Here is a 25,915-nt window from a genome sequence, read left to right on the forward strand (position 1 = left end):
CATGGCTTATAAGAAAGTTGAGCATTATGACGAAAAGATCACTTCAGGACTGACCGGTAATTACAAAAATGCATTGGCGTTGCTGGGGGAGGACCCAGACAGGGAAGGGTTGTTGAAGACGCCGGAAAGAGTAGCAAAAGCTATGCAGTTCCTCACGCAGGGATACGACATGGATGCCCGGGCGATCCTGGACTCCGCCAAATTCCATGAGGATGTCAGTGAAATGATCCTGGTGAAGGATATTGAGATATACAGCTTATGCGAGCACCATATGCTGCCTTTTTTTGGGAAAGCGCATGTGGCGTACATACCGAACGGTTGGATCACGGGGTTGAGCAAGATCGCACGGGTGGTAGATGTTTATTCCCGCCGGTTGCAGGTGCAGGAAAGATTGACCACGCAGATCCTGCATGCGATCAAGGAATCGTTAAACCCTTTGGGCGTGGCAGTGGTCATCGAGGCTTCTCATCTTTGCATGATGATGAGAGGGGTTCAAAAACAGAACTCCGTCACCACCACCTCTGCCTTTTGGGGAGAATTTGAAAAGAATGAGACGCGCAGTGAGTTTGTCAAACTGATATCCTCTAAGCTGCATTAATCGTCTGCATAACAATTTTTTGTCGAAATATTTACTTTTTTGAATCGGGCCTTTGTGGCATATTTGTTCTATAAACCCTATTGTGTATGAAGCATGCGTTTATTTTTCCCGGGCAGGGATCTCAATTTCCGGGTATGGGGAAAGGCCTTTATGAGAATAGCGCTTTTGCAAAGAAATTATTTGAACAGGCGAATGAAATTGCAGGGTTTCGCATCTCGGACGTCATGTTTTCCGGCAGTGAGGAGGAATTGAAGCAAACACAAGTTACCCAGCCGGCTATCTTTCTCCATTCTGTCATCGCTTTCAAAGGAATTGAAAATAATAAGCCGGATATGGTGGCGGGTCACTCTTTGGGTGAATTTTCCGCCCTGGTGGCCAATGGCGTATTGAGCTTCGAGGATGGCCTGAAACTGGTGTCCGTCCGGGCGGAGGCCATGCAGCATGCCTGTGTAAAGGTGCCGTCCACCATGGCTGCCGTACTGGGACTGGCGGACGAGAAGGTCGAAGCCATCTGCGCGGAAGTACAGCAGGAAACGGGGGAGATCGTAGTACCTGCCAATTATAATTGCCCGGGCCAGTTGGTGATCAGCGGTTCTGTCAGGGGCGTAGAGGTAGCGTGCGAGCGCCTGAAGGCTGCGGGCGCCAAGCGGGCTTTGTTATTACCCGTCGGGGGGGCATTTCATTCTCCTTTGATGGCCTCAGCCAAAGAAGAGCTTAAGCAAGCCATCGATAAAACGACATTTTACAATCCTACCTGTCCCATCTACCAAAATGTGGCGGCCAAGGCGGTGGTCGCCAAGGATGAGATCAAGAAGAACCTGATCGATCAATTGACAGGGGCGGTGCGCTGGACGCAAAGCGTGCAGGCTATGATCACGGATGGAGCATCCCAGTTCACCGAGATAGGACCCGGCAAGGTTCTCCAGGGATTGGTACAGAAAATCGATAAGGCAATGCAGGTCAGCGGTGTGAACTAGGCGCGGAAATCCGGATTGTCCACTGCGCAATTGACCCAGCCTGCGTCGAACGCAGCATTGTATTTTTTATAGAAGTTGATGGCGGGCTGGTTCCAATCCAATACCTGCCATACCATACCCTGGAAATTTTTTTCCTTGACTTCTTCCAACAGCCGGTCGAACAACAATTTCCCCAGTCCTTTCCCTCGCATTTTTTCTGTGACGATGAGGTCTTCCAGGTACATACGTTGCCCCTTCCAGGTGCTGTAACGAACATAATATAAGGCAAAGCCTTCCACTATGCCATCGACCTCGGCGACAAATGCCCACCAGACGGGATGAGGTCCAAACCCACTTTCAGTAAAATGTTCCAGCGTCACGATGACCTCGTCGGGTGCCTTTTCGTATTCGGCCAGTTCCCGGATGAGTTCCAGGAGCCGGGGGCAGTCTTCTTTTATGGCGCGGCGGATGTTCATACCTTTTAAAAACCCCATTTAACAAGGGTGGCGCCCCAGGTGAAGCCTCCGCCGAAAGCGGCCAGGACAATATTGTCTCCTTTATTCAGCTTGTTTTCCCAATCCCATAGGCAAAGGGGAATGGTGCCTGCTGTCGTATTCCCATAACGCTGAATATTCACCATTACTTTTTCTCCGGGAAGTCCCATGCGATGGGCGGTGGCGTCAATGATCCGTTTGTTGGCCTGGTGGGGCACCAGCCATGCGATGTCATCAGCCGTAAGGTGATTGCGTTCCATCAGCTCGGCGCTGACGTCGGCCATTCCTTTCACGGCGAATTTGAAGACGGCCTGCCCTTCCTGGTAAATGTAATGCTCTTTTGCGGCGACTGTCTCATAAGAGGAAGGGCGTAATGAACCGCCTGCCTTCATATGGAGATGGGTCCGTCCGCTGCCATCGCTTTTCAGGACGCTGTCGAGTACGCCATACCCCTCGTAATTAGGTTCCAGTAGCACGCCTCCGGCGCCGTCACCGAAAATGATACAGGTGGTGCGATCGCTGTAATCGACGATGGCGCTCATTTTATCGGCGCCTATTACCACTACTTTTTTAAAACGCCCGCTTTCTATATACATGGCGCCGCTGGTGAGCGCGAACAAAAAACCGGAGCAGGCTGCGCTCATATCAAATCCCCAGGCATTCTTAGCGCCTACTTTATCGGCCAGGATATTGGCGGTGGCAGGAAACAGCATATCTGCGGTCACGGTGGCGACAATGATACAATCGATCTCTTCAGGGCTGATCCCCCGCTTTTTACAGATCTCCTGCACAACGGGGACGCAAAGGTCCGAAGTGGCTTTCCCCTCACCCTTCAGTATCCTTCTTTCTTCTATACCTGTGCGGGTACGGATCCATTCATCATTAGTATCCACTATCTTTTCGAGGTCGGCATTTGTGAGACGGTCTTCGGGTACATATCCTCCGATCGCTGTAATGGCGGCGGTCAATTTTTGGCTCATTATGATTTCCAATCAGGTTAATTAAAAATTTTCACAAAGGTGGGGAAAAATATTCATAGTTTCGGGCCTCCGGAAACCATAAACAATATACCGACAACGAAGAACCTGCAAGTATGATCGCTTTTCTACGAGGAGATTTTGTGCTTAAGACCCCTGCTCTGGTCCATGTGGAGGCAGGAGGAGTGGGATACGAACTGCAAATCAGCCTTAATACGTATTCAAGCATACAGGACCTGGACAAGGGCGTCCTGCTGACATATCTTCACATCAGGGAGGATGCTCATATATTATATGGCTTTTTTGACAGGGCCGAGAAGGAGCTGTTTATCCTGCTCATCAGCGTCTCGGGGGTAGGCGCCTCCACGGCAAGGATGATGCTGTCTTCCATGAGGCCCGAGGAGATCACCCGTGCTATTCTACAGGGCAATGCCCGGCAACTGGAAAGCATCAAAGGTATCGGGAAAAAATCGGCTGAAAGGATCATCCTCGAGCTGCGTGACAAGATTGGCAAAAGCAAAGTGGAAACAAATATTTCATCATTGATAGACAATAGCTTGGAACAGGATGCGTTAAATGCACTGATCGCGCTTGGCATAGCACGACCTGCCGCAGAAAATGCCATTCGCAAGGTGATGAATGAAGGATCTCAAACCTATAAGGTTGAGGACATTATTAAGAAAGCCTTAAAAACATTGTAGCCTATCGTTCATTATCTCTACTTAACTAATTCTTGGGGGAATTTTGACGCGATATTTCTTTCAACAGAAGTTAACGGTGATAGTAACCGCCGCCCTGATAGGGTTGTGTGTTACCGTGTCCGCCCAACAGCGTCCGGACAGCGCACAGCAAAAAACAGATTCCACCCGGCGTCCCGTTGATACTTCCATCCATCCCGCTACCGACAGCCTGCATTATCCCCTGCATGACCGCAGGGGCGATCCTTTTTCCAACCGGAGCCGGAATCCTTTTGACCTTAAAGATCCGGCCAATATCAGGGATTCCATCGAGTACGACCCCGTTACGAAACACTACTATATAGTTGAAAAGATTGGAAACCAATATTATAGGAAGCCGACTTACCTGACTTTCGATGAATTGATGCTTCTGCGGTCCCGACAGTCGGAGAACGATTATTTCCGCAAAAGGGCCGATGCCCTGTCGGCGCTGAACAAAAAGCTCCTGCGGCCCAAGCTGTCCGTGGGGGATAATCTCTTCAACCGGATCTTCGGAAATGGGAAGATCGATATCCGTCCCCAGGGCAATGTGGATATCATGGCGGGGTACCAGGGCCAGAATATCCAGAACCCAACCCTTCCCGAGCGCGCCCGGAAGACGGGAGGTTTTGATTTCAATATGAATGCCAACCTGAATGTCATTGGCAACATAGGGGATAAGCTGAAGCTGCCTATCAGCTACAACACGCTGGCGAATTTTGACTTTGAGAATCAATTAAAACTGGATTATACGGGTGGACCCGACGAGATCATCAAGAAGATCGAGGCGGGAAATGTCTCTTTTACCACACCCAGCACGCTGATGAGCGGCGCTCAATCCCTGTTCGGTATCAAGACCAAGCTGCAATTCGGTAAATTATCGGTCACTGCCGTCCTGGCCAACCAGCGTTCCCAGAAGCAGACAGTCTCTTCGCAGGGTGGGGCTGCGGTGACCTCCTACCAGTTCAAGGCGGACGATTATGAGGAAAACCGGCACTTTCTGCTGGCTCAATATTTCCGGACCAATTTCAATACGGCTATGTCCAAGTTGCCTATTGTTACTTCCCAGGTGAACATCCTCCGGATGGAGGTATGGGTAACCAACCGAAACGGGATCGATACAGGTTCCCGGAATATCGTGGGTCTCATGGATTTAGGTGAAAGTGCCCCCTATAACACCAACATACATCCATTGACAGGACTTCCATATCCCTTCAACGGAGCCAACTCGGAGTATGGCAGTCTCGTCAGCGACCCTTCCAGCCGTATTCCTTCCCAGGCAGCCAATAAGCTTAACTCTTTGGGACTCAGTCAGGTGCAGGATTTTGAAATGGTCTATGCCCGGAAGCTCAGCGCCAGCGATTACTATTTCAACCCGCAAGTGGGCTTTATCTCGGTCAACCAGACGCTCCAGGCGAACGATGTCCTGGCTGTGGCTTATCAATATAGTTACAATGGGCGCATTTACCAGGTGGGGGAATTTTCTTCGGATGTTCCTCCGGATACAGCCGCAGGGACAGGCTCGGGGTCCCAAAAGGTCCTGTACCTGAAATTGCTGAAGGCTACTTCGCAACGGACCAATCTTCCCTTGTGGAAGCTGATGATGAAGAACGTGTATTCCCTGAAGACTGCCAGCGGCAACTATTTGTCGAATATCCAACAAGCGGGGTTCCAATTTAATATATTATACGACGAACCCAGCAAGGGTACCAAGCGCTATATACCCGAGGGGCCGAAGGCGAATATCCCGCTGCTGACCATTCTCAACCTGGACCGCCTTAATACACGTAATGATCCTCAGCCCGATGGGATCTTCGATTACCTGGAGGGGTATACCGTGCTTTCCACCCAGGGAAGGATCATTTTTCCTTTGCTGGAGCCCTTTGGAAATGACCTGGAAGCCCTGGCTTTTAACGGAGCGCCCCAGGCCCTGAAGGACAAATATATATTCCATCAGCTGTACGATACTATTAAGGCGGTGGCGCAAACCTTCGCCAATGTGGACCGGTACGTGCTCCAGGGCGTGGCCAAGGGGCAAGCCAGCTCCAATCTTCAGCTGGGAGCGTACAATGTACCTCCTGGGTCTGTGGTCGTGACGGCAGGCGGGCTTACCCTGAAGGAGAATGTGGACTACGTGGTTGATTATAACCTGGGTACCGTGCAGGTGATCAACCAGGCCATTCTTAATTCGGGTGTGCCTGTAAATGTCTCCTTTGAAAATAATGCCAGCTTCGGGCTGCAGCAACGGAGCTTTATGGGGGTCCGCTTCGACTACCTGGCGAAAAATACGGCTACAGAGGCGCTGAATTTTGGCGCCACCATTGAAAGATTGAGCGAGCGGCCTTTCTTCAGTAAGACGAATTACGGGGAGGACCCCATCCGGAACACGATGTATGGCGCCGATGTCAACTACAGGGGGCAGCTGCCGCAGCTGACACGGGCATTGGACAAGCTGCCTTTCTACTCGACGAAGGAAATGAGTACGGTCAATGCATATGGAGAAATGGCCATTTTGAAGCCAGGGCATCCTCCGCAGATCGGTAAGGGGTCCAGCGGCGCCGTCTATGTGGATGATTTTGAAGGATCCACCAGCGCCATCGACCTGCGATATCCGCTGACGAGCTGGTCGCTGGCTTCTACTCCCCGCGGGCTGAACGGTCAGTACCCTCCCTTGTTCCCGGAATCCAACCTGAAGGACTCACTCGATTATGGATACAATCGCGCTAAGCTGGCCTGGTATAATATCGAGCCTACTTTACAGGATAAGAGCAATGCCAATAACCCTGTCAAATATGAGAACGCAGTGCTTGATCCCCGGATCGCCCCCATCAACGTGCAGCAGCTGTTCCCGGAACAAACCGTGCAGTCGGGGCAGGCGCAGCTGATCACTTTTGACCTTGCTTATTACCCTACGGAACGGGGGCCTTATAACTATGATGCCCGGCCGGGCAGTGTGCTTCCCAGCGGCAAGCTGCTGAACCCGCAAAAGCGTTGGGGTGGCATCATGCGGGCCATCGATCAAACGGATTTCGAAACGAATAATATAGAGGTGCTCCAGTTCTGGATGCAGGATCCCTTCCTGAAGGATAATACCAACAGCAAAGGCGGACAGCTGTATTTCGATCTGGGGAGTGTATCTGAAGATATTCTTAGGGACGGCAAAAAGGAATTCGAGAATGGTCTGAATACGCCTAATATCAATGCGGCCATCGACAACAGCTCCGTCTGGGGACGCGTGCCTGCCAATCCTATCCAGGTGACGACGGCCTTCAGCAATGACGCGGCAGACCGCCCTTTCCAGGATGTGGGACTGGATGGTATGAGCGACGATGATGAAAAAACGAAGTTCCAGAATTACCTGAATACGCTGGCTGCCACGTATGGCGCCGGCTCGGCCGCCTACCTAAGCGCCATCGCGGACCCTTCGAATGACAACTTTACCAACTACCGGGATGCGGCGTATGATAAAGCGCAGACGGGTATCCTCGGCCGGTATAAGAATGTCAACAATCCGCAGGGTAACTCACCCATCGCCACTTCCGGCCAGACGACCCTGACGGCTTATACCATGTATCCTGACCAGGAGGACCTCAACAAGGATAATACCATGAATGAGCTCGAGGAGTATTATGAATACCGGGTCCAGGTGAGTCCGGACAGCCTGCACAACAATGTCGGGAAGAACTTTATAACGGATGTGCGTACATTCACTCCTGCAGGTGGTGCGCCGCAGACCTGGTACCAGTTTCGCATACCCATTTCCGAATACTATCAGAAAGTGGGGAATATCCCTGACTTCAAGTCGATCCAGTTCATCAGAATGTACCTGACGGGTTTCGAGGACACGGCGGTCGTATGCCGGTTTGCCAAGCTGGAGCTGGTGAGGAATTCGTGGAGAAGCTTCAATTATGTCATCGATACCACGGGAAATTATACGCTGCTTCCCACCAGTAATACCGTCTTCAATGTGACGGCCGTGAACATCGAGCAGAACAGCTCCCGGACGCCTATCGCATATGTCTCTCCTCCCGGCGTAAGACGTCAGCAGGAACTGAGCAACAATAATGTCAACTTACTGCTGAACGAGCAGGCGATGAGCTTACAGATCTGCGATCTGAAGCAATACGACGTAAGAGGTGTCTACAAGACGACGGCGCTGGACCTGCGGAGATATGGCACGATGGACATGTTTGTCCATGCCGAAGCCGCCGGCACTGGCTACGTGCTGAGTGATTATGATCTTTCGGCTGTCGTTCGCATCGGCAGTGACTTTGTCAGCAACTACTATGAGATAAAGATCCCTTTGAAGAAGACGCTGGCAGGGGCCACGCTGGATACGGATGTATGGCCCGAGGTAAATGATCTCAACCTTTCGCTGCAGCGCCTGATACAACTTAAGATCAACCGCAACAGTCATGGGACCAGTAATCTTTATTACAAAGAGACGGATGCAAACGGAAAATCCTACGCTATCCTGGGTAATCCCAACCTGGGCGCGGTGCAGGCAATATTTTTGGGTGTACAGAATGTCAACAATGTCAGCCCTGTTTGTACGGAAGTCTGGTTCAATGAGCTGCGGCTTACCGACATCAGCCAGAAGGGCGGATGGGCGGCAGTAGGCAAGGTGGATATAAAACTGGCGGACCTGGGTACGATGAACGTTTCGGGAAGCATCCGAACGGCGGGGTTCGGCGCTATCGATCAAAGCACCAACGAGCGGTCGCTGGATAACAATTCACAGTTCGATGCGGCCACCAACCTGGAGCTGGGTAAGCTACTGCCCAAGAAAGCGGCTATGTCCGTTCCTTTGTATGCAGGCATCACGAAGACGACGAGCACACCTCAATACGATCCATTCGACCTGGACATCAAGCTGAAGGATAAGGTCAATGGAACCCCGGCGGCGCAAAAGGACTCCGTGAAGGAGCAGGCGGTGGATCAAACCACTGTCACGACGGTGAATCTCACCAATGTCCATAAGAACAACACGTCTGGCAAGCCACAGAAGATCTGGAGTGTGGAGAACTTCAATGTCAGCTATTCCTACAACCGGAGCGAACACCATAGTCCCCTGGCCGTAGAAGACGAGCTGATCACGAACAAGGCTACGCTTGCATACAATTATACGCATACCGCCAAATACTGGCAGCCCTTCAGGAAGATAAAGGCGCGAACGCCCTGGCTGGCCCTGATCCGCGATTTCAACCTGAACCCGGTGCCTTCCGTCCTCGGCTTTCAGGCCAATGTTGTCCGGCAGTTCGGTGCTTATCGCAGCCGTAATATCGGCGGACCGAAGGATATTCTCCCGGAGACCTACAACAAGTTCTTCACCTTTGACAGGTTGTATACATTGCGGTGGGACCTGACGCGGTCACTGTCGGTGGACTTCACGGCTACCAACAGGGCATGGGTAGACGAGGACAGCGGCAGGCTGGATAAGGCGGCCCGTAAGCGCATGTGGAGCAATTTCTGGAAGGGTGGCAGGACTATATTGTATATGCAAAGCGCGAATGCGACCTATACGCTGCCTTTGTCCAAGATCCCCGCGCTGGACTGGACCACCGTCCGTGCGGGCTATTCCTCCACTTATACGTGGACGGGCGCTTCACAGTTGGCCACCTACCTGGGCAACAGCATACAGAACACACAACAAAGGACCCTGCTGGCTGACCTGGATTTTACGCGTCTGTACAGTAAATGGAAGCTGTTGGGCCGGTTGGACCAGGCCGGGGCGGCGCAACCAAAACCTCCTGCCGCCGGCAAGGATACGGGACGCAATAAACAACCTACATTCCAGCGGCCGGTGCCGGAATTGAAAGGCGTCGCCAGGGGATTAGCGAAGGTGCTGACCTCTTTGAAGCATATCACGTTTAATTATTCAGACAATTCTTCTTCGGCCATTTATGGATTCCTGGACAGCACAAAAGTGCTGGGGATGAATTTGCGGGACAATCAACCGGGATGGGGGTATGTGTTTGGGGCGCGCCCGGATACCAATTTCATCAACAAGCTGGGACGAAAACGGCTGTTAACCCAGGATACTACCTTTAATAATCAGAATATCATCACCTATTCCCAGAGAATAACGGCGACGGCTACCCTGGAACCGGTGCGTGACCTGCATGTTTCCATTACTTTCGACAAGACGTTTGGAAAGAACTATTCCGAACTTTACAAGGATACGTCATTCGGGTCCGGTTACTCCAGGCTTAATCCCTATATGGCGGGCACCTTCAGTATCAGCTTTATCTCTTTCAACACATTGTTCGAAAAATACAAACCGAATGAGCTTTCTTCGACTTTCCAGAAATTCGAGAACTACCGGAGCGTTATTTCCCAGCGGCTGGGGAGCATCAATAAATACACGGGCGGCCTTGTTGGCTCCGACGGATATGCGCTGGGATACGGGAAATATGCACAGGATGTGCTGATCCCCGCGTTTATTGCGGCTTACACCGGTAAAAGCCCTTCGACCATCGCCCTGCTGAATGAGAGCGGGGGAAGCAATGTCACTTCCAATCCTTTCTCCGGCTATCTTCCCAAGCCGAACTGGAGTATCAGCTATACGGGACTTAGCAGGATCCCCGGGCTTAATAAAATATTTACCAGCTTTAATATCACCAATACGTATACCAGCACGCTCAGCATGAACAGCTTCAACTCGCAGCTGAATTACCAGGACCCATTGGGCTACGGTCAGCCCGGATTCATCGACTCCATCAGCGGTAATTTCGTGCCGTACTACCAGGTGCCCAATATTACCATCTCCGAGCAATTCGCACCGCTCCTGGATGTGGATATGCAATTTGTCAACCAGCTGCAGGCAAAGGTTGGCTACAGCAAATCCCGCCAGCTCAGTTTGAGCCTGATAGATTTTCAGCTGAGCGAAACGCATTCGACGGAGATTACCATCGGGGCGGGTATTCGCAGGCGGGGTGTGCCATTGCCTTTTAAGATGAAGATGCCGGGGGCGAAAGCGGCTTCCAATAAGCTTCAGAATGACCTGACGCTGCGCCTGGATTTCAGCATCCGGGATAATGCGACCTCCAGCAGCTACCTGGACCAGAATGCTTCCTTGCCTACGGGAGGACAACGGGTGGTGACGATATCTCCGTCGATTGATTATGTGTTGAATAACAGGATCAATCTGAAGCTTTATTTCGACGAGCGGAGGACGACACCGAAGATATCGACCACACCGCCTATTACGACGATCAAGGGAGGATTGCAGTTGCGGATTTCACTCGCCCCTTAAGATGTAGGTTTTAGGTTTGAGTAGGCGAAAAAGCGGAGAAGAATAACCTATCAACACTTAATCAAACCATGAGCTTTCCCTCACGCATTCCCACTCCGATTGTAATAAAAGCTATTTGCCTGCGCGAGGCAGGTCATGTTGACCTCATTGATACAAACGTGGGCAGGGAGATTGGCACAATAAAAAATAGTATCCGCCACGTCTTCCGCACGCAACGGGGTATATCCTTCATAGATCTTCTGGGCCTGATCCATATCCCCTTTGAATCGGACCTTTGAAAATTCCGTATCAGCTGCGCCGGGGTGTATGACCGTAACTTTTATCCTGTGCTGAAGCAGATCGATCCGTATGGATTTGGAAATGGCGTCTACTGCATATTTACTGGCGCAATAGACATTCCCTTTTTCATAGACTTCTTTGCCGGCGATGGAACCGAGATTGATGATGTGGCCGTTTTGCCGGGCGATCATCAAGGGAACAACGGCTTTGGATACATAAAGGAGCCCTTTTACATTCGTATCCAGCATGGTCTCCCAATCGTCCAGGTTGGCTTCGTTGAAATGATCCCTGCCGAGGGCCAGTCCGGCATTATTGACGAGGATATCGATGTCCTTCCATTCTGCGGGAAGACTGGCGATGGCTGCAAATACGGCATCTTTATCCTGGACGTCGAATACAAGGGGGAGGACATCTGTCTTCAGATCCTGTTTCAGCGCTTCCAGTCTTTCTTTTCTTCTGCCCGTGATGATGAGCCGATGGCCGGCTGCGGCGAATTGGCGGGCGGTGGCCTCTCCGAAGCCTGAAGTGGCGCCCGTGATTAAAACGATTTTATGCATAATATTGATCATTCAAAAATTCTTCCAGGAAAAGATTTGCCTTTGCGGCGTCTTCCATCATTCCCATATGACCTGTGTTCTCCAGTATTTGAATATACGACATAGAAGGCATGTGGCTTTGCTGCAGGCTGGTGATCAGCGGTACTGCACTATCCTCTTCTCCCATGATGAATAAAACAGCTCCCGGGAATTGCTGCAGCACATGCGTCCGGTCAGGCCGGTGGATCATCGCTTCATAGTAGCGGATAAGGGCATCGGGGTTGAAGCCGGCATACCGATCGATCAGGGAAGTGACCCATTCGGGATGCTTGTTACGTGTGGTCCCGGAAAAAAGATGGGGAGTGGACTGCCTGATAAAGGCGGCGGCGCCATTTTTACGGATGAAGTCCATACCCTTTCGGCGGGCTGCTTTTTTTTCTTCACTGTCGGGATAAGCCGTGGAATGAAAGAGGCCGAAAGCTTTGAGCATGCCGGGGTACAGCTCGGCAAAGGCGAGCGTGACATAGCCTCCCATGCTGTGACCTATCATGATGGCATCTTCGATCTGCTCTGCTTCGAGCACGGCCCTTACTGCGCGGGCCAATGATTCCATGCTGGTGTCACCGGGAAGAGGGGAAGATAGGCCACTGCCGGGCAGATCAGGGACAATGAGCCGGTGGGTATTTTTTAAGTAGGCTACCTGGTTATCCCAGATGGAGCCATCCTCTGCAAATCCATGGATAAGGATCACCGGTGAAGTGGCCTGGCCTTCTGGCGTAAAGGTTTTATAGCTTAAGTTGATGGTCTGATATAAGATCGTCTTATCCACGTCCTTTCTTTTTTTTGATGATCTGCACTGGCAACCAGATGGTGAGCAGGAGGGTAGCGAGGATCGCCAGCCGGGAGATCATGTCGCCATAATTAACATAGAAAGTAAGCGCTTGTTCAGGTTTGACGGATCTTTTGATAACTGCTGCCTGATCCCAGGGACGATCTTCAATGATGGTGCCGGAAGGGTCAATGATACAGGAGACGCCGGTGTTGGCGCTTCTTACTATCCAGCGACGGGTTTCAATGGCCCTGAGCCGGGCATAGGCTTCATGCTGGTGATAGCCGGGGGTATTGCCCCACCAGCCATCATTGGTGATGACGGCAATCAGGTTTGCACCATTGCGGACATAGTTGGACATGAATTCTCCGTAAATGCTCTCGTAGCATACGGCGGGAGCGATGATGTAACTATGATTGGAGGAAGACAAAGGAGTACGGTCGGCCTGTCCTGTATAGCCGGCAGTGGTGCCGCCGAACTTTTCAAACCAGGCATCCAGAAAGTGGAGAAAGGCCGGAAGGGTTTCGACGCCTGGGACCAGCTTGGATTTGTGATAAAATTGAAGGGGACCGGAACTGTCCAGGATCACCGCCGCGTTGTAGCTGTCGACATAGAGATCGGTGTTGGGGATGCGACGGGCAGTATTGTTCTGGCGGCCATTGTAGGTTCGATAGCTTTCCACGCCAGTGAGCAGGTTGATCCGGGGATGACGCCGGAGGAAATCCCAAAGCGGATGGAGGAAATAATTGGCTTTCATGTTTGCCTCGCTGATGCCGTTCTCCATGAACAGGGCTGTCTCGGGCCATACTACCAGTTCGGTGCGATCGTCGATGGCTGAGTCGCTGAGCCGGATCAATTTATGGATCTGCGCTTCAAAGCTGCCGGTGTAGATCTTCTCGTACGGATCGATATTGGGCTGGACGATGACGACATTGGGAGATGCCTTGCCTAAGGTAGTCGTGATCTGAGAATCAATGGGGGTAATGAAAAATAGCGACGACAGGAGAAGGGGTGCCAGAATAGCTGCGATCAGCCGGAGGATGGGAGCTTTGGGCAGGGGCTTTAGAGGGGCTTGGGCCAGGAGACGGAAGACAAGGATGTTTACCACCAATATCCAAAGACCTCCACCACTGGTGCCTGTAAAGCTATACCACTGCACCCATCCGGGATGGCCTGCAAAGACATTTCCCAGGGTAAGCCAGGGCCAGCTGAGCCCCCAATCCTGCAAATGAATGTATTCAAAGGTCAGCCAAAGCGCAACCAGGGCAGGATATCCCACTTTGGGGCCTAACCGCGCTTTTAGGAAATGGAAACCTATCCAGGGCAGGCACATAAGGAGGCTGTTGGCAAGGACGGCGCCTATGGCGCCCGGGACGGAAGCATTCCAGATCCACCAGGTGGTGGCGGTATTCCAGATGAACATGGTAAGATAGACCCATCCGAAGAATTTTCTCCGGCGGAGGCCTTGCTGCTCCAACCATAATAAGGGAACGAAGGCAATGAAGATCAGGAAGGTGAGGGGTGAAGGCGGCCAGGCGGCAAAGAGCAATACTCCGGAAAGCAAAGACAGTAAAAAAGGATGAAATTTTTTCAAGCCATAAATCTTTGAGTAAAAATAAGCTTAATAGCCGTCCGTTGGGGGCGGATAGCTTAAATTCTATATGAAATCACGGGAGCGCTGAGATCAATTATATTGGGTGCGGACGAAGAGATGGCTGGTGTCCAATTGCAGGGGATTGTCATTAGGGAGCTTTTTCATATATGCTGGTTGGTGCTTTTCTATAACGATGCGGAAAAGGCGCAGATTGCATAAAAAAAGGCCCCGCCGGAATGTGCGGGACCTTTCGTCTGAGTAAGGTATACTAGCGGCTGTAATTAGGCGCTTCTTTTGTTATATAAATATCATGGGCATGGCTTTCTTTCATGCCTGCAGTGGTGATCTTGATGAACTGGGACTGTTGTTGGAGGGCTTTTATGTCCTTGGCGCCGCAATAGCCCATCCCTGCCCGGAGGCCGCCTACATATTGCTGGACTACTTCCGTCAGACCACCTTTGAAAGCCACCCGGCCTTCGATGCCTTCCGGCACCAGTTTTTTGATATCATCTTCCACGTCCTGGAAATACCGGTCGCTGCTGCCCTGGGTCATTGCCCCGATGGAGCCCATGCCCCTGTATTGCTTGAATTTCCTGCCTTCATAGATGATGGTTTCTCCGGGGCTTTCTTCGACACCTGCGAAGACGCTGCCCATCATCACCACGTTTGCTCCGGCTGCCAGGGCTTTTACCATGTCGCCTGTATAACGGATACCCCCATCTGCGATGAGGGGGATATTCCTGCCTTTGAGCTGGGAAGCGGCCTCCATGATGGCTGTGATCTGGGGAACGCCGGCTCCGGCGACGATGCGGGTGGTGCAAATGGAGCCTGGTCCTATCCCTACTTTTACGGCATCGGCCCCCGCATCTGCCAATGCTTTTGCCCCTGCTGCCGTACCAATGTTGCCGGCTATAACCTGCAGGTTCTTAAAGGATTTTTTCAGTGTCCTGAGGGCATTGATGACGCCAATATGGTGCCCGTGGGCGCTGTCGAGGGTCACCACGTCGACCCCGATCTGTTGTAAAGCGCCGGCCCTTTCCAGAAGGTCTTTGGTGATGCCCAGTGCCGCGCCTACGAGCAGGCGGCCGTAAGCATCTTTTACGCCATTGGGGGCGCTGGACAACTGCAAGATATCACGATAGGTGATCAGGCCTATGAGCTTTCCCTGTTTACTGACAACAGGCAATTTTTCGATCTTATATTTCTGGAGGATCTTTTCGGCTTTTTTCAGGTCGGTGCCTTCAGGGGCTGTTATCAGGCCTTCTTTTGTCATTACCTCGCTGATCTTGCGGCGCTTATTGTCTTCAAAACGGAGGTCGCGATTGGTAAGAATGCCGACCAGCACTCTATTATTGTCGACGATGGGGATACCGCCGATCTTATTTTCCTTCATCAGCCGCAAGGCGTCTGCGATGGTAGCATCTTCGTGGAGCGTGATGGGGTCGAGGATCAGGCCGCTTTCGCTGCGCTTGACCTTTCGCACCTGCTCCACCTGTTTTTCGATGGACATATTCTTGTGCAGGATCCCGATGCCACCTTCTCTTGCAAGGGCTATGGCGAGGGTCGCTTCCGTCACGGTGTCCATTGCTGCCGACAACATGGGTGTATTCAGGGTGATGTCCTTGGTGAGCTTGCTACGGATGTCTACTTCACGGGGTAAGACCTGCGAAAAAGCCGGTAATAGCAGCACATCATCGAATGTTAATCCTTCGCCGAAAAATTTTGAGGGTGATTTTGACTTGCTGGTGGGGGGATTTATTCTTGCCATGTGCAAAGGTAGGGCAGCGGATAAATACGGCCCAAATTTTTATGAACAGGGTGGGGGAAAGCAGCGGCAAAGGCCTAGCAATGATCAAGTTAGGGCAGGCTTTATTCGCAAAGCCTGTACATTTTTCCGGGAAGGGAGCTGATATGCCCCAGCAATTCCAGGTTCAGCAGGGTGATGGCCAGCAGGCCGGCGGACTGCCTGCCCTGGGCGTGAATATCACTGATGGAAAGGGCTTTTTTTTCACGGAACAGCTGCAGTAACGACCATTCTTCGTCCGAGAGCCCCGAACCTTCTTTGGCGGTGGGGAACAAGGATGCTTGCCCGACACCTGGTGTCGGGGACGGCTTTTGCCAATTCATCTCCTCCATTAGCTGCGCTGCGCCGGTGAGCAGGCGTGCCTTTCCTTCGCGGATCAGGACGTTGCAGCCGGAGCTTCTTTCATCAGTGATCCTGCCGGGGATGGCGAAGACCTTGCGATGGTACGCGAGCGCATTTTCAACCGTGAGCATGCTGCCGCCGCGGGGACGGGTCTCTGTCACGATGACAGCATCGCTGATGCCGGCGACGATTCGATTGCGGATGGGGAAGTTGTAAGCATCGGGGCGGGTGGCCGTGCCGAACTTGGTGAGCAGACCTCCCGTCTTCAGCATTTCCCTGGCCAGACTGGCGTGTTCCCTTGGGTAGATCTGGTCCAGTCCGTGCCCAAGGACCCCTACGGTGGGGAGATGATATTTAAGCGCCGCCTGGTGCGATATGGCGTCAATGCCATAGGCCAGCCCGCTGATGATCAGTGTGCCGGGTAGTGATGTCATGTCTTTGACGAGCTTTTCTGTTGCCTGTTTACCATAGTCTGAAGGGCTGCGGGTGCCGATGATGGAAATGATCCTGGATGCATTGAGATCCGTATGGCCTTTGAAGAATAAAAGGATGGGCGCATCCGGGCAACGCAGCAGGCGTTGCGGATAGTGCTGGTCTGTAAGGAAAAAAGAACGGATCGAATATCTATCTAAAAAAGCCTGCTCTTTTTCAACGGCGGAGAAGGCTTTAAAATGAGCGATGTCGTAGGCCCTTTTCGATTTCTTACCGAGAACATCCGCCAATGCCGCCTCTGGAGCATGGAAAACTGAGCGGGCTTCGCCAAAACGGTGCAGCAATCTCCGCGCATATACGGGACCGATCCCCGGGATACTACCCAACGCCAATTGGTATAAGGCATCTTCTTTCATGGACAGGCTATTGATGGATGAGGGTGTATAGGTCTTGCAAAGGTAGTGATAAAGGGGGGTGTGCTAAAAAAAATAGCAATCCGGGGATGGCGGATTGCCTCGGCTACCTGCTGATGACCTTCAGCTCGGTGCGACGGTTTTGGGCACGGCCTTCGGGGGTGGCGTTGTTCGCTACCGGCTGTGTCTCACCCCAGCCTTTGAATGAAAGTCTGGCGGCATTGATGCCTTTGGACGTGAGATAGGTGGTAACGGCCTTTGCCCTGTTCTCGGAGAGGGTTATATTTTCGGATGTTTTTCCGGAATTATCGGTGTGTCCATTGATCTGGATCTTCAGGGTAGGGTTGTCTTTCAGGAGCTGGACGAGCTTATCCAACTCCACCTGTGACTCAGGCTTCAGCTCATATTTACTGGGATCGAAGAATATATTCTTCAGAACGATTGCTGCGTTGGCTTCGATGGGTTGTAGGGGGATATCGATATTGTAAGCAGTGTCTTCTTTATGCTGACTGAGGGGGAAGTTCTCGGAGAAGAAAAGATATCCTTTCCTGTTGACGTTGAATGCATAGTCCTTGCCTTTCGGCAGCGTGATCAGGTAGTTGCCCGTCTCGTCCGTCTGCAGCTGGCTGACAACGGTCCTCGTGGAGAGGTCCGTTAGCTCGACTCCCGAAGGCAGTCCTTTCAGTGTGGTCTTATCAAAAACTTTTCCTTTTACCCAAAGCGTCTGGGCCGGCCGGATATCATTGCGCAGCTCGAAAGTATACAAGTCAAGGCCTCCGCGGCTATCGGCCCGGTCGCTGGCATAATAAGCTGTTTTACCATCTGCGGCTATTACCAGGCTGCCTTCGTTTTCGATGGTATTGATGGGATATCCGAGATTTTCCGGTTTTTGCCACACGCCGCCAGGGCCTTTCCTGGATACAAAGAGATCATCTCCTCCATAACCGGGATGTCCGCTGGATGTAAAATACAGGCTTTGGTTGTCCGCGTGTATGAACGGGGTTCCTTCGTCCCCCACCGTATTAATGACGGGTCCTAAGTTTTCGGGGGAGCTCCACTGTCCGTTGCGCAGACGGTGGCTGACATATATATCGCTGCCTCCGAAGCCGTCGGCGCGCCTGCTTGCAAAATAGAGGTCCCGTTTATCGGGGGAGAGGGAGGGAGCTGATTCCCAGAACTCGGTGTTGATGCTATCGCCAAGATTTTCCGGCGCGCTCCATCCCCTGTCTGTCAGGTAGGAAATGTAAAGATCGCAGCTTCCCCGGCCTTCGGGAAAATTGCACCCTGTGAAGATCAGCCACTGGCCATCCTGGGATATATTCTGTGCGCCTTCGTTCTGATTGGTATTGATATTGCCTTCCAGGCTTTTTGACTTGTGAAATATGCCATTTTCCCTGTCGGACTCATAAAAGTCCTCATTGAAATTGTTTACCCGGCGGGTGTAGATGAATTTACTGGCATCGATGGTTAGCGTGGGGTAATATTCGGAGACGGCTGAATTGATGCTATCGCCTAAGTTCAGAGGTTCGAACTTGTATCCGGCATTATCGTGTGTATGTGCATAGTCGAGGGCAAACCGGTAACATTTTTGCCGGAATTCCCCTGCTTTACGGCTCTGCTCATTCAGATTGGTGACAGTGAGGAACCGGCTCACGGCTTCCAGGGCTTTTTCGAATTCCCCTTTGCCTGCCAGGTTGATGGAATAGGGGAGGTTATAGTCCAGGAAATAATTACTGTCGATGGCCCTGGCTTTTTCGTAATTGTCGATGGCTCCCTGGTAATTCTTCAGCTCGCCATACATACCGGCCATGGAGAGGTAAGCGTCTGCAAAACCATTGTCGGCTTTGACGGCCAGCTGCAAGGTCTCGATACCTCCCTTGAAATCATCCGCCCGGGCCTGCTCCAATGCTTTTGAATACAGCTGACTGGCCTTTTTGCTTACTTTTTCAGGTCTGTATTGTGCCCATACCGCAGGGGCAGCAGAAATAAGTAATATGAGGAGAAGTAAGCGGCGGTTGATCATATTGGAAAGTTACAAATCAAAATGCTAAACGTAAGTTATAAAGATTTATTGAGCTGCAAGCCTCAAGCGCCAAGCTGCAAGCCAGGAAACTTTAAATCTTGGCTTGTAGCTCACAGCTTGCAGCTTGGCGCTATTAAGGGACATGTATATATTTATGCAATTGCAGGGAAAATTCCCATTGGGGATGGCTCTTGACATATTCGATGATCAGGGGGGTGACAATGGAAGATTTGCTCCATTCGGGCTGGAGGAATAGCTTACATGTGGGGGATACCCGGGCCGCCCATTGTTCAGCCCATTCGAAGTCCGTCTTGTTATAGATGACCACTTTCAATTCATTTGCCAGCGGCAGGATCTCCGGCAGGGGGGCTTTGAACTTTTTAGGAGAGAGGCAGATCCAGTCCCACTCCCCGCTGAGGGGATATGCGCCGGAGGTCTCGATGTTGGTAGAGAACCCCGCATGGTGGAACTCGTCGGTGAGAGCGGTGCAATCATGCATCAGGGGTTCTCCGCCCGTGATCACTGCCAGGCGCCCGGGATGACTTGCCGCTGCGGCCACGATCCCGGCGATGGTTTGTTGGGGGTGCGCCGAGGCGTCCCAGCTTTCTTTTACGTCACACCATACGCAGCCGACATCGCATCCGCCGAGGCGGACAAAATAGGCTGCCTTTCCCTGGTGGTAGCCTTCCCCCTGTATCGTGTAAAAGGCCTCCATTACGGGCAGACTTTGCGCCTGCCGATGGGGGGTGATATTTGATATTTCGGGTTGCATCGTGGATTAAATAAGATTTTCTCCATTCCTCGCTTCGCAGGCCAGGAAGGTGTTTTTCATCAGGGCTGCAATGGTCATTGGGCCTACGCCTCCCGGCACCGGGGTAATGTAGCTGCAACGGGGCGCCACTTCGTCGAATTTTACATCTCCTTTCAGGGCGAAGCCGCTTTTTTTGGAGTTGTCCGGAACGCGGGTAATGCCCACGTCAATGACGACGGCACCGTCCTTTACCATATCGGCCTTCACGAATTCCGGTTTGCCCAGGGCAGCTACGATGATGTCGGCCTGCCGGCAAATTTCGGGGAGATTGGGGGTATGAGAATGACAAATGGTGACGGTACAGTTGCCCGTGGGGGTGTTGCTGCTGAGCAGGATGCTCATGGGCCTTCCCACGATATTGCTCCTGCCGACTACGACAGCATGCTTGCCTTTCGTATTGATCTTATAATGTTCCAGCATAAGCAGGACGCCATGGGGGGTGGCCGAGATGAACGTGGGCAGGTTCTGGACCATTTTTCCTACGTTGATGGGGTGGAAGCCGTCCACATCCTTGGAAGGGTGGATGGTATTGATCACCTTTTCGTCCGAAATATGTTTGGGCAGGGGCAGCTGAACGAGTATACCGTCAACGTCCGGGTCGTTGTTCAGGTCTTCTATGACGTTGAGCAGCTTGTTCTCGCTGATGTCATCTTCCAGCCGGACCAGGGTGGATTTGAAGCCTGTTTCGGCACAGGCTTTAACCTTGGCCCCTACGTAGGTTTCGCTGGCGCCGTTGTTGCCGACCAGCACGGCTGCCAGGTGCGGTATTTTTTTACCTTCTACGATCAGTTGCCCTACTTTTAGCCTCAGCTCCTCCTTGATTGTCTTTGAAACGAGTTGTCCATCTAATAATTCCATGGCGCAAAGGTACTATTCGGGGTTTAAATGCGCGCAATTGGACTTTTTGAGGTATTCGGGCGGCATGGCAGCCACTGCAGTGTAACTGCAGTGAGGCCAACCAGGAACGAAGGCATAAATTTTATTTTTCTCGTAAGAAATATATGTTACGATTTGTGCAACAACGAGCTAGAAAATTTTATGTTTTACAATTCATTAACAGATTTTAACTTTTTTTTTGACGGATTTTGAAATTCCATACTTTTAGTAACAGTATAACTAAAACATACTGTCCACATGAGAAAACATCTAACACTGTTAGCGGTGCTGGTACTATCTTCCGTATTGGCATTTGCTCAAACCAAGCTAATTACAGGTCGGGTAACCGATCAACAAGGCCAACCGGTCCCATTTTCCACCATCAGAGTTAAGGGTACGAAGAAAGGCGTCAGCGCGGATGCTGACGGCAACTATTCCATTCGTGCAAGCATCGGTGAAACGCTGATCGTTTCCGGCGCAGGCATAGAACTCAAAGAAGCTACTGTTGGCGCCGGTTCAGTAGATATTACTGTTGCCCGCAAAAATGCAAGCCTCACCGAAGTGGTGGTGGTCGGTTACGGCGTGCAAAAAAAATCGGATGTAATAGGCAATATCGCCAGCGTAAAAGGCGCTGCGATTGCCGACAACCCGGTGCAGAGCTTTGATGCGGCACTGGGCGGTAAGGCGGCAGGGGTGCAGATCACGTCTGCCAACGGCGTAGTAAATAATCCCCCGGTGTTCCGTATCCGTGGAACGAACTCGATCTCTCTCAGCTCTTATCCCCTGATCGTCATCGACGGTGTTCCGACATTCACCGGTGATGTGAGCATGTCGGATGCTGCAGCAAATCCCCTGGCCAGTATCAACCCGGCCGATATCGAAAGCCTGGACGTGCTGAAGGATGCGGCTGCTACGGCGATCTATGGCAGCCGTGCCGCCAATGGCGTGGTGATCATCACTACCAAACGGGGCAAAAGAGGGAAAACCAAAGTGACCTATAGCGGATGGGTAGGCCAGACCAAGGCTACCCGCTTGTGGAAAACGCTGAACGCGGATCAGTATATGATGATCAAGAATGAAGGGGTTGCCAATAAACCCGGCGCCACGGCAAAATTCCTGCCCACCAATGGTCCTGACGGCAAGGAGATTAATACGGATTGGAAGGACCTCGTCTATCGTACAGGGATCTCTCACAGCCATGCTTTGACTGTTTCCGGCGGCAATGAAGCAACTACTTACTTTATCTCCGCAGGCTATACCAAGCAGAATGGCATCGTTGTAAAGAACTCTTTTGAAAGAAAGAACTTCCGTTTCAGCATCGACCATAAAGTTTCGAACGTATTTTCATTAGGGGCCCAGGCCGGCTATAGCAACGAGATCAACCTGGCCGCCACTTCGACAGGGTCTTTGCCCGGACAGGCCTATTCCACCGGCGGTCTGGGCCGTATTGCCCTGATCCTTCCTCCCAATATCGCTGCCCGTAATAATGACGGCACTTACAATACGAATGGCGCAGCCATCGGACCGATGAACAATGTAAATCCGGGGATCAGCTATTACAATCCATTGGTGTTGATCGAGAATAACCATACCAGCACGGAAAACAACCATATCCAGGCGAATGCGTATCTGCAGCTGAAACCCATACCGGACGTCACTTTAAAGACGGTATATGGGGTGGATTACCTGCTGTCTGACAACGATTTTTTCAGTACGCCGCTGAATGGTGACGGCTACCCCGGTGGTGAAGCCATCAACTCCAATCTTACTTACAAGCGTTGGATCTGGACCTCCACCGGCCAATACGACCACATCTTCGCCGACAAGCATACGGTAGGGTTATTGGTGGGTACGGAACAACAGTATACGACTCAATTAGGCTATGGCATTGACCGGACCAATGTGACCGATCCCTTCTTTACGAATGGACAAGGTGGATTTGCCGACAACGTGCCTGCCACCGTATCAGGCAACACCAATGGCCTTCGCACGGAAAACTACCTGGTGTCGGGCTTTGGCCGCCTGAACTATGATTTTGACAAGCGGTATTTTGTCAGCGGCAGCTTCCGCCGGGATGGCTACTCTGCTTTTGCACCCGGTCACAAATACGGCAATTTCTGGAGTGCTTCGGTTGCCTATGACATTGCCAAGGAAAGTTTCTTTACCAACAGCGGGATAGGTAAGGTCATCAATACCCTGCGGCTGCGTGGCAGCTATGGTACCACCGGAAATATTTCCGGCATCGGTGATTTCGACTCTTATTCCTTTTATGGCACAGGACTTTACAATAGTAATCCCGCGCTGAACTTTACTAATTCAGGGAACAGCAATCTTACCTGGGAAACCAGTAAGAAAACGGACATTGGCCTCCAGTTCAGCCTGCTGAATGATGTCATCTCCGGTGATGTGGCCTGGTATAGGAACAATATCGACGGGTTGATCATAAAAGTTACGCAGGCCGGTTCCACCGGTATCCCGGGTCTCCAGATCCCTACCAACATCGGTACGATGTATAACAAGGGATTTGAAGTGACCTTGAATGCAAGGCCGGTGACCAGCAAGAATTTCCGCTGGACCACCTCTTTGAATGTCACTTATAACAAGAACATGGTGACGTCATTGGCGCCGGGTCTTAACAATATACTTTATACTACCAGTGGTCTGGAGCAGACGAGTATTACGATGCCAGGTTATTCGATAGGAACGCTGTACCTGTATCCTACCCAGGGCGTGGATCCTGCGACGGGTCACAGGATATTCCTGAATGGAGCCGGAGAGCAGATAGAGTATGGGCATGAGACCGCCAGCTGGACTTATGTCAAGTCCGGAGCCGCTGCGTCGAAGATTAACCCTGCCAAGGACAAACGACCCCTGTTCAATGTGATACCCAAATACTATGGTGGTTTTGAGAATACTTTCCGCTATGGTAGCTTTGACCTGGGTATCCTGGCCACCTATGAGTTCGGGTTTTATGTGTACAACGGTACGCAGGCCAGCATCCGGGACAACCGCTTCTGGAACAGCTCGGTAGATGTGCTCCGCCGCTGGACACATGCCGGTCAGATAACGGATATTCCCAAGATCGTGTATGGCGACAATATCTCTAATGGCAGCGCCAACCCCATTTCCGAGAATGCACAGAAGGGTGATTTCATAAAACTGCGGAATGTCAGCCTTGGTTATGCCTTGCCTGCTAAAATGCTGGGGCGCATAGGTATCAACAACGCCAGGGTATATGTCAGTGGTCAGAACCTGTTGGTGATCACCAAGTATAAAGGACCCGATCCCGAAACATCCACGAATGGCAACGATACGCAAGGTCAGGGTGTAGACAGGAACTCTGTCGCCAATGGCCGGGTATTTACGGTGGGATTGAATGTAGGATTCTAATGCCTGTGGTTAACCATGTTTAATTTTAAAAAGCACACAATGAAAAAATACATATATCAACTTGTAATTTTATCCGGTCTGGCTTTGGCGGCAGGTTCCTGCAGTAAAGCCAAGCTAAATCCCTCATCGTCCACCGGCTTGTCGGACGCTAGTGTATTTCAGACAAAAGGGCGTATTGCCAATCAGGTAAATGGTCTGTATGCGGCCGTCAGGTCCGGGCAATTCATGGGTGGAAGGGTGCCGATCTATAATGACATCCGGGGAGAGAATTTCATCAATGAAACGGGTAACGGGGTCACCGGGCTGTTGATCTGGAACTTTACCGTGGGTGGCGGAGACACGTATATCAACAATACCTGGAATGCCGCCTACCTCTGTATCAACCAGTGCAATCTTTTCCTGGATGGAATGGAGGCCACAGGCAATAAGGTAGTAGGTGATGACCTGGCGAAGAAATATAATGCGGAAGCCAAATTCGTCAGGGCCCTTGCTTATTATAATCTCCTTCAACTGTATGCTACGCCCTATACCAAGGACAATGGCGCGTCTCCGGGCCTCCCCCTGCGACTGAAGGGTATTAAGGGCTCCGGCTTTAGCAACCTGGCCAGAAGCACTGTGGCGGAAGTATATAACCAGATCATCTCTGACCTGAATGACGCTGAATCCGGGTTGCCTGCCGATTATGGTGACGATGCGACAAATGTTGTGCATGCGCATGTCAACACGGCGATCGCCTTGAAGACAAGGGTTTATCTCAGCATGGGTAATTATGACAATGTGATCACGGAAGCCAGTAAGATCGTACCCGCTGCCGCCCCGTTCAAGGCGCCTTCCGGTGTAGCCAATGCCCTTGTAAGCGACCTCGGCACGGTGTTCACTTCCTATATGACGGCCGAGTCCATCTTCTCCCTGCCATACACGGGAGCCGCGGAAGCGCCTGCAGGCCAGAGTCAACTGGGAAGCTATTATCTTCCCCCGAAGGATTATTCTTCTCAGGGCTCGGGCGAGTATTCGCTGAATGCTGCTACAGGGGTCATCACGGACGCCAACTGGAAAGCTACGGACGTGCGCAGAAATTATATTTTCACTGACACCAAGGGAAAGAAATGGTGGACCAAATTCTCGTCCCCTTCACCTTATCTTGATTGGGTACCCATCCTTCGTTATTCGGAAGTAATGTTGAGTCTGGCTGAAGCCCGTACCAGGAAAGCGAATGCGGTAGATGCGCAGGCCGTAGCATTGTTGAATGCGGTACGTCAACGCAGCGACGCAACCACGACTTTTGCGCCAGCTTCTGCTACAGAGTTGATCAATGACATATTGCAGGAAAGAAATATCGAATTCCTGGGAGAAGGGCTACGGAGTATAGATATCATCCGTCTTCAACAGACCTTCCCGGCAAAAGGCGCCGCGGTGGCAGTTGCGCCTACCAGCCAAAACTATATGTTCCCTGCTCCTAGCAGCGAAACAGCAGTCAATACACTGTGGTAACACGGGTAGAGGTTTAAAACTGAGAGAGGCCGCTCCTTCCAGGGCGGCTTCTCTATTATAAGATGAAATGTGGTATCTTGTGGTGCACAATAACATCAA

The 25,915-nt window shown here is 51.6% G+C and carries 16 protein-coding genes; 6 read left to right on the forward strand and 10 right to left on the reverse strand.

Annotated elements, in window-relative coordinates; all coding sequences use genetic code 11:
• Nucleotide 1 precedes the first annotated feature (1 nt).
• Both folE and fabD read left to right on the forward strand, forming a co-directional pair.
• Complete coding sequence (gene folE / locus Q4E93_RS03875) at nt 2-598, forward strand: GTP cyclohydrolase I FolE (RefSeq protein WP_303582769.1); 597 nt, start codon at nt 2-4, stop codon at nt 596-598.
• Nucleotides 599-684: 86 nt separating this feature from the next.
• Nucleotides 685-1,575: an ACP S-malonyltransferase gene (gene fabD / locus Q4E93_RS03880; RefSeq protein WP_303582770.1), complete on the forward strand. Its 891-nt coding sequence runs from the start codon at nt 685-687 to the stop codon at nt 1,573-1,575.
• On the opposite strand, the gene Q4E93_RS03885 is transcribed toward fabD, so the two are convergent.
• Together Q4E93_RS03885 and Q4E93_RS03890 are read right to left on the reverse strand one after the other, a co-directional pair.
• Complete coding sequence (locus Q4E93_RS03885) at nt 1,572-2,030, reverse strand: GNAT family N-acetyltransferase (protein WP_303582771.1); 459 nt, start codon at nt 2,028-2,030, stop codon at nt 1,572-1,574. The genes fabD and Q4E93_RS03885 overlap by 4 nt on opposite strands.
• Before the next feature lie 5 nt (nt 2,031-2,035).
• Nucleotides 2,036-3,028: a beta-ketoacyl-ACP synthase III gene (locus Q4E93_RS03890; RefSeq protein ID WP_303582772.1), complete on the reverse strand. Its 993-nt coding sequence runs from the start codon at nt 3,026-3,028 to the stop codon at nt 2,036-2,038.
• A gap of 113 nt (nt 3,029-3,141) precedes the next feature.
• Between Q4E93_RS03890 and ruvA the strand changes: the two genes are divergently transcribed.
• Nucleotides 3,142-3,726 (forward strand): Holliday junction branch migration protein RuvA, encoded by a 585-nt coding sequence (gene ruvA / locus Q4E93_RS03895; RefSeq protein WP_303582773.1) that lies wholly within the window; start codon nt 3,142-3,144, stop codon nt 3,724-3,726.
• Nucleotides 3,727-3,802: 76 nt separating this feature from the next.
• Nucleotides 3,803-10,996, forward strand: a complete 7,194-nt coding sequence (gene sov, locus Q4E93_RS03900) for a T9SS outer membrane translocon Sov/SprA (RefSeq protein WP_303582774.1) — start codon at nt 3,803-3,805, stop codon at nt 10,994-10,996.
• A gap of 80 nt (nt 10,997-11,076) precedes the next feature.
• Here the strand turns inward: sov and Q4E93_RS03905 are convergent, their stop codons facing one another.
• The 8 genes from Q4E93_RS03905 to folD form a co-directional block, all read right to left on the reverse strand.
• Entirely contained in the window at nt 11,077-11,832 is a 756-nt protein-coding gene (locus tag Q4E93_RS03905; RefSeq protein WP_303582775.1) for an SDR family NAD(P)-dependent oxidoreductase, read from the reverse strand.
• Entirely contained in the window at nt 11,825-12,640 is an 816-nt protein-coding gene (locus tag Q4E93_RS03910) for an alpha/beta fold hydrolase (protein WP_303582776.1), read from the reverse strand. Before Q4E93_RS03910 ends, Q4E93_RS03905 begins: the two co-directional genes overlap by 8 nt.
• The gene (gene lnt, locus Q4E93_RS03915; RefSeq protein ID WP_303582777.1) at nt 12,633-14,234 is read right to left on the reverse strand and encodes an apolipoprotein N-acyltransferase; all 1,602 of its coding nucleotides are present in this window, start codon (nt 14,232-14,234) and stop codon (nt 12,633-12,635) included. The genes Q4E93_RS03910 and lnt overlap by 8 nt, the downstream gene beginning before the upstream one ends.
• Before the next feature lie 268 nt (nt 14,235-14,502).
• Nucleotides 14,503-16,002 carry an IMP dehydrogenase gene (gene guaB, locus Q4E93_RS03920; protein ID WP_303582778.1) on the reverse strand — a complete coding sequence of 500 codons (1,500 nt, stop codon included), beginning with the start codon at nt 16,000-16,002 and terminating at the stop codon, nt 14,503-14,505.
• A gap of 101 nt (nt 16,003-16,103) precedes the next feature.
• The gene (dprA, locus tag Q4E93_RS03925; RefSeq protein ID WP_303582779.1) at nt 16,104-17,228 is read right to left on the reverse strand and encodes a DNA-processing protein DprA; all 1,125 of its coding nucleotides are present in this window, start codon (nt 17,226-17,228) and stop codon (nt 16,104-16,106) included.
• A 103-nt stretch (nt 17,229-17,331) separates the two neighbouring features.
• Entirely contained in the window at nt 17,332-19,248 is a 1,917-nt protein-coding gene (locus Q4E93_RS03930) for an OmpA family protein (RefSeq protein ID WP_303582780.1), read from the reverse strand.
• A 133-nt stretch (nt 19,249-19,381) separates the two neighbouring features.
• A complete protein-coding gene (locus tag Q4E93_RS03935; RefSeq protein WP_303582781.1) occupies nt 19,382-20,020 on the reverse strand; it encodes a 7-carboxy-7-deazaguanine synthase QueE in 639 nt (212 codons plus the stop codon).
• 6 nt (nt 20,021-20,026) lie between these two features.
• Entirely contained in the window at nt 20,027-20,917 is an 891-nt protein-coding gene (gene folD / locus Q4E93_RS03940; RefSeq protein ID WP_303582782.1) for a bifunctional methylenetetrahydrofolate dehydrogenase/methenyltetrahydrofolate cyclohydrolase FolD, read from the reverse strand.
• A gap of 276 nt (nt 20,918-21,193) precedes the next feature.
• On the opposite strand from folD, the gene Q4E93_RS03945 reads away from it, so the two are divergent.
• Nucleotides 21,194-24,325, forward strand: coding sequence for a SusC/RagA family TonB-linked outer membrane protein (locus tag Q4E93_RS03945; protein ID WP_303582783.1), 3,132 nt, complete (start codon nt 21,194-21,196; stop codon nt 24,323-24,325).
• A gap of 39 nt (nt 24,326-24,364) precedes the next feature.
• The gene (locus Q4E93_RS03950) at nt 24,365-25,816 is read left to right on the forward strand and encodes a RagB/SusD family nutrient uptake outer membrane protein (protein WP_303582784.1); all 1,452 of its coding nucleotides are present in this window, start codon (nt 24,365-24,367) and stop codon (nt 25,814-25,816) included.
• The last annotated feature ends 99 nt before the right edge of the window (nt 25,817-25,915 follow it).

The organism is Flavitalea plasmicola (assembly GCF_030546645.1).
Taxonomy (GTDB): domain Bacteria; phylum Bacteroidota; class Bacteroidia; order Chitinophagales; family Chitinophagaceae; genus Puia.

Bases quoted from the DNA above. Each gene is read 5' to 3' on its own strand.
- folE (WP_303582769.1), top strand. From the start codon at position 2: ATGGCTTATAAGAAAGTTGAGCATTATGACGAAAAGATCACTTCAGGA.
- Q4E93_RS03945 (WP_303582783.1), top strand. From the start codon at position 21,194: ATGAGAAAACATCTAACACTGTTAGCGGTGCTGGTACTATCTTCCGTA.
- guaB (WP_303582778.1), bottom strand. From the start codon at position 16,002: ATGGCAAGAATAAATCCCCCCACCAGCAAGTCAAAATCACCCTCAAAA.
- Q4E93_RS03885 (WP_303582771.1), bottom strand. From the start codon at position 2,030: ATGAACATCCGCCGCGCCATAAAAGAAGACTGCCCCCGGCTCCTGGAA.
- Q4E93_RS03950 (WP_303582784.1), top strand. From the start codon at position 24,365: ATGAAAAAATACATATATCAACTTGTAATTTTATCCGGTCTGGCTTTG.
- Q4E93_RS03905 (WP_303582775.1), bottom strand. From the start codon at position 11,832: ATGCATAAAATCGTTTTAATCACGGGCGCCACTTCAGGCTTCGGAGAG.
- dprA (WP_303582779.1), bottom strand. From the start codon at position 17,228: ATGAAAGAAGATGCCTTATACCAATTGGCGTTGGGTAGTATCCCGGGG.
- Q4E93_RS03890 (WP_303582772.1), bottom strand. From the start codon at position 3,028: ATGAGCCAAAAATTGACCGCCGCCATTACAGCGATCGGAGGATATGTA.
- fabD (WP_303582770.1), top strand. From the start codon at position 685: ATGAAGCATGCGTTTATTTTTCCCGGGCAGGGATCTCAATTTCCGGGT.
- ruvA (WP_303582773.1), top strand. From the start codon at position 3,142: ATGATCGCTTTTCTACGAGGAGATTTTGTGCTTAAGACCCCTGCTCTG.
- Q4E93_RS03930 (WP_303582780.1), bottom strand. From the start codon at position 19,248: ATGATCAACCGCCGCTTACTTCTCCTCATATTACTTATTTCTGCTGCC.
- folD (WP_303582782.1), bottom strand. From the start codon at position 20,917: ATGGAATTATTAGATGGACAACTCGTTTCAAAGACAATCAAGGAGGAG.
- Q4E93_RS03935 (WP_303582781.1), bottom strand. From the start codon at position 20,020: ATGCAACCCGAAATATCAAATATCACCCCCCATCGGCAGGCGCAAAGT.